We start from the raw sequence: 5182 nt of genomic DNA on the forward strand, positions 1-5182 counted from the left end.
AAAACGGTCATAATAATCGTCGTTATATTGGTTTAAAGCTTCAAGCTCGTCTCTTTTATATACAGCCATTACATTACCTTGAGCATCTCTAGTGTAGTATGTATACTTCCAATCTTTTTGATAGCTTAATAAACCGTTATTTTTCGGCTTTACAACTTTTACTACACGATTCCCCATTGGTCCATAACGGAACTCTGTATCAGGATGATCATCCGATTGGATAATCTCTGTTACTTTCCCTTGATTATTCCATTTGACTTCGGTAATTCCTTCAGCTACATCACTCGTTAATTGTCCTATTGCATTGTAAGAATAGTTACCTGTGTTTTGGTTATCAATATCATAATCTTTTGTTGTTGAACTCACCACATCTCCTACATATCCTAAACGGTTGGTTGGAGAATTTGGAGCATCTATATCGTTGATATAATGATAAGTAAAATCATCGAACAACACTCCATTTTCATCGTAACGTTTTAATGTTGTGATGTTTCCGTTATAGAGGTTGTTTGTAGTCAAGGTTGTGTTATTATCGATTTCCACTAAGAAGTTTACCTCACTAAGGTAAGCATTTTCAGTCACTTTTTTTTATTGGGATAAGTTTTCTTATTTAGCAAAATGGTAATGCTAAAAAATACTTGATTTTAATATAATTTGGCTTCTATATGGGCGCCAATTACATTCATCAAAATAAATTAACAATATTGCTTCTAACATTTTTTTAGACTTGGAAAAACTCAATGTTTTTCTATTCAATCTTTTAATCGAGTTTCTTACTGTAGCTCCTTGACGTTCTATTCTGTTTGTAATTCTTCTTCCTCTTTTATGTATTCCTTCAGGGATATCAGAAAATAAACTACTATATCCAGTCCATTTATCAGTCCTAATACTTTTGGGTTCTAGTTTCTTCAATTTATCTACTAATTTATTCACAGTCTGTTTGGTACGTGGACCTATAGCAAAATCAATTACCTCTCGTGATTTTCGATTAATCGCCCAAACTACCCATTGCTGGTTACTTTTTTGTTCTGAATACGACCATAATTCATCTAATTCATACTCCTGGCCATATTCATAATATTCTGGTTTTCTTATAGTCAAAGCCATGTCTTTTATACACCGTACAATATGAGTAGGGCTTAAACCTATTAAACGACCTATACCACGAATTCCAACGTTTTCACAAGTCAATCATTGAATTACTATTTTTCGATCTTTTGTAAAAATGTTACGCTTATATATTCTAAACTGGGTAACTCCACAACGATTACATTTCCAACGCTGTTTTCCTCTTACTTTGCCATGTTTGTGACATTTAGCGTCACATTTTTTACAATTCATCCTTAAATAATTTCAATAATTCCATACAAAGTCAAATCCCTTGAAAAGTCTTATAAGACAGGCTGTTCCAAATGAAAACCCCATACATTTAGTTACACAAGGTTAAAAAAACTTATTTTAAAGCTTTTTAAGAAACTTTCTTCAAGAAATAGTTATTAATACTACTTGAGAAAGACTATTACTATTTTTTTCAAAGAACTTATTTACAACACTTTAACTTTTCAAAGTTACAGTTTTATGGTGATGTTACACTACCAATTACCCAGATTTTTTTATTAAAAGTAAAATATGAATTAACAAAGAAATAAAAGAAATAGGTATTAATATTATTGTTAAAGTTATTGTTGAATAACCCGTTTCTAAATTTTGTTCATGATACAAATAGTTTAACAATAAAATATAAACCAATAATAACCCACAGTATTTCAGAAGAAAAACTATATAATCATGAAAAACTATTAGTTTACCTTTTTTTATTAAAAAAAACAATATTAGTATTACCAAGGGTAATATAAGCACATATACATACAACATATTTTATTCTTTAGTTCCTTTTTTGATAACCGTTTTCTTTCTACTTCTTCACCTCCACTTTCTTCAACAATATTGTCTAAAACTTCTTGCCAAGACTTAGTTTGCTCACTTCTAGCCGTACTTTCAAATAATTTTGCTGCCATTTGATCTACTTCTGATATACTACTTATGTTAAAGTGAATGTTACCATCTGTAGTTTCATATAATTCAAATTCAATTTCCCCTTTTTCAACATGTCCTTCTAATGTCACAAATTTAGCAGAGATATAAGAATCTTCTTCTTTTATTTCTTCAACTTTAACATACCCATTATTCAATAATAAATTAATCTCAATAAAAATATAGCTACCCTTTACAAAAGACGAGGAATTACCTTCTTTATCAACTGGAGAATTAAACGTAGCCTTAGAATTAGTCAAATACTTTTCAGGGGTACTTTTAAAAGTGTTCTTCATATCCTGAAAAGTAGTTGTTGGATTTTTTATAGTTACTCCAAAATGTTGTGATTGACCAAGACTAGTAGGTCGTTTAATCTTTAAGCTACCAGGAGCATAAAACTTAGACATAAAATTCTCCCACTCTAACCCTTCCAACTCAACACCGTCAACAACTCTATTTTCACTAAAAGCATACGGACTATTCCATGGAAATTCTATTGCTAAAGGATCAACCGCAAAAAATCTTCCTAATCTTGGGGCAGACATTCTGTATTTATAATTTGTACTGTTCCCCTTTCCTTTGATTTCATCATCGCTCTCCTGTCCTTGGAAGCCATAACGGTAATAATCTCCAATAACCTTTTTTAATGGTTTTTTCTGAGGTCAGGTCTTTTTTAAACTAACTTCTTAGGGTTTTAGTTGCTCTGCTACAAAAGCTTTCAAAGAACGCTTGGTCTGTTAACGTTTTAACTAGACTGGGTTGGTGGTTGATATTAGACTAACATTATAAGGGAACAGATAAATAAATTGTTTTTATATCATTCTCTTTGCTTAAAAAAAACAAAGTGTCGAAATGTTGACCTAATAATTCAACACTGATTAAGTCCCCTATTTTCCTTATGTCCTCTTTCTTTGTATATGTCAATTTAGCATCATAACTAGTATTTGATTTCCATTTTAATAAGAATTTTTCACTCACATCACCATTTTCAATGATTGTTAAATGTGTGCTATCTAATTTATATCTAACACCTATATCTTCAGGATACAACTGCTTAAAATCACCTATTATTAAACTTTTTTGCTCAGTTCCATCTATTAACTTCATTTTTGAAGTATAAGGTGAAAAATTTATTTTGTTTGTTAATTCCCAAAATTCAGGACAGCTATTATACAGATATGAAACAAGTGTATCATTATTTGATATAGCACATTTTTCTATAATAGAAGTAATGTTTTCATTATCTTTTTCTGTGTTTTTTATACATTGACAAACGTCACTATTATCAATGTTTTTATTTTGACAACTAAATAATACTACTGAAATAGTTAATAATCCAAATAATTTCTTCATTTCTTCATTTCTTCATTTTTTTATAAATAAACTCAAACAAAATAATTAATATAATCAAGCCAAATAAACTTGGAATTAGTTTATTTAGCACAGACCATGAAATAAGAGGATTAGTCAAGATATGATAAATCCTTCCAATTGTCATTAGTAAAATGATTGCTGTTACAAACTTTAAAAAAAGTAAGAACCCAAAAATAAAATAAGTTATTTCATCTTTAATCTTCATATCTATTTCTTCTCTTCTTCGGTGACCTTTTTTAATTCATTTTTTTCAACTGTTGTAACAGTTTCAATGGCTTCATCACCTAGTTTAAATAGTTTACTCCAATTGAAGTTTGTATTTTCAACTTTAACATTTATTTTTTCTAAAATTTCAGCAGTTTTTAACCCAACAACATCTAACCCTAAATCTATAGCTACATCTTTTAATGATTTATCATCAATTAAGGTAACCGTTTCACCATTTAACTTAACATCTACACCAGCAGCGATTAATGGACCTATAGTTTTTCCAAAACCTCCACTAAGCACATCAACAACATCTGTTTCCAAAAAGATGCTTTGAACTGATTTGGGGTCTTCAGCAAATAAATTTGAGATCAAGTTTATCTCATAAGAAATAATGACATTTTGAGCCATAGCTCTTCCATACTGAGACCAAATAGATTGATTAACAGTTACTCCAGCTGATGTTGGGGCAAGAGCAGAAGCTCCCTCTGTGACTGTTGCTGCAACCTCTGGAAGGACATCAACTGCTACAGGTCCTCCAATACACACTAAGGTCATGCCTCCTAAGAATATATGTAGCTTACCAGGTTGATTTGATAAATTTGCAGTATGAGCTTTCTCATATCTTTGCCAAGCACTAAAAGTATTAGGTAGAACATTTAAAGCTTCCTGACCTTTAGGATTATGGTGATTTCTATTTACTCCAAAAAATTTATCTACACTATAATTAAAATACCCTCTAGCACTTTCTAACCCCTCTAGCTCTATCATATGGATAACCATATTTTCACTAAAAGCAAAAGGACTATTGTGTGGATATTTAGATTCTAACGGGTCAGTAGCAAAGAACCTACCTAACCTAGGGTCATGCATCCTGTATTTATAATTTACAGAATTCCCCTTCCCTTTAACCTCGTCATCGCTTTCTTGACCTTGGAAATTGTAACGATAACTCTCTCCCCCATGTCGCCCAGGTTTTAACATTCCAAAACTATAGAAATCCGAATACGACTTAACATCAGCAATATACTGTGCTCCATGTTGGTAAGCTACATCTACTATTTTTGGATTATAAATCCGTGCTCCTGATTGGTAGAATGTAAAATCTGCCATCATATTGGCTGGGTTGGTTTCTTCTACTTCTCTTAAGAGTTCGCTGTTTCGATAGTAACGGATTTTATTACCAACTCGCATGACTCGACAAAGGTCTCCCTCTGTTACGGTAGTGGTCATTTTAAGGCTTCCGCTTTCATAGACTACCAGACGATCGCCTGTGATGTAGTATAGGGCATAGTCTATGGTGTTGTAATGGTGGTTGGGACTGGTAAAGGATAGTCCCATCATCACATTGGCAGTTTGGGTTTTGGCTTCAAATTCTACATAACCGTCTCCACTGATTGTGGCATTAGATGAGCATCCCGCTCCACCCCATGTGCTGCCTGTAGCATTTCTCTCGATATAATTGATGCCATAGGTGACTCCACTTTGTGTGGCCATGCTTCCACTGGTTATTAAACTGGTACTGGTGAGACTGGTTGGTCTTAATTTTCGGTCGGAAATGGTTTGT

At 32.3% G+C, this 5182-nt stretch carries 5 protein-coding genes; all 5 read right to left on the minus strand.

Annotated elements, in window-relative coordinates; translation table 11 throughout:
- Positions 1-582, minus strand: a 582-nt coding sequence (locus N4A35_11445) for a hypothetical protein (GenBank protein ID MCT4582026.1), incomplete at its 3' end; no start/stop codon positions are given.
- 45 nt (positions 583-627) lie between these two features.
- On the minus strand, positions 628-1191 hold the full coding sequence (locus N4A35_11450; protein MCT4582027.1) for an IS1 family transposase: 564 nt from the start codon (positions 1189-1191) through the stop codon (positions 628-630).
- A gap of 647 nt (positions 1192-1838) precedes the next feature.
- Positions 1839-2579, minus strand: coding sequence for a DUF1990 domain-containing protein (locus N4A35_11455; protein MCT4582028.1), 741 nt, complete (start codon positions 2577-2579; stop codon positions 1839-1841).
- Positions 2580-2817: 238 nt separating this feature from the next.
- The gene (locus tag N4A35_11460; GenBank protein MCT4582029.1) at positions 2818-3387 is read right to left on the minus strand and encodes a hypothetical protein; all 570 of its coding nucleotides are present in this window, start codon (positions 3385-3387) and stop codon (positions 2818-2820) included.
- Between the two features lie 228 nt (positions 3388-3615).
- A partial coding sequence (locus tag N4A35_11465; GenBank protein ID MCT4582030.1) for a hypothetical protein occupies positions 3616-5182 on the minus strand: 1567 nt, incomplete at its 5' end.

It is taken from the genome of Flavobacteriales bacterium, from assembly GCA_025210295.1.
In the GTDB taxonomy this organism is placed as follows: domain Bacteria; phylum Bacteroidota; class Bacteroidia; order Flavobacteriales_D; family Parvicellaceae; genus S010-51.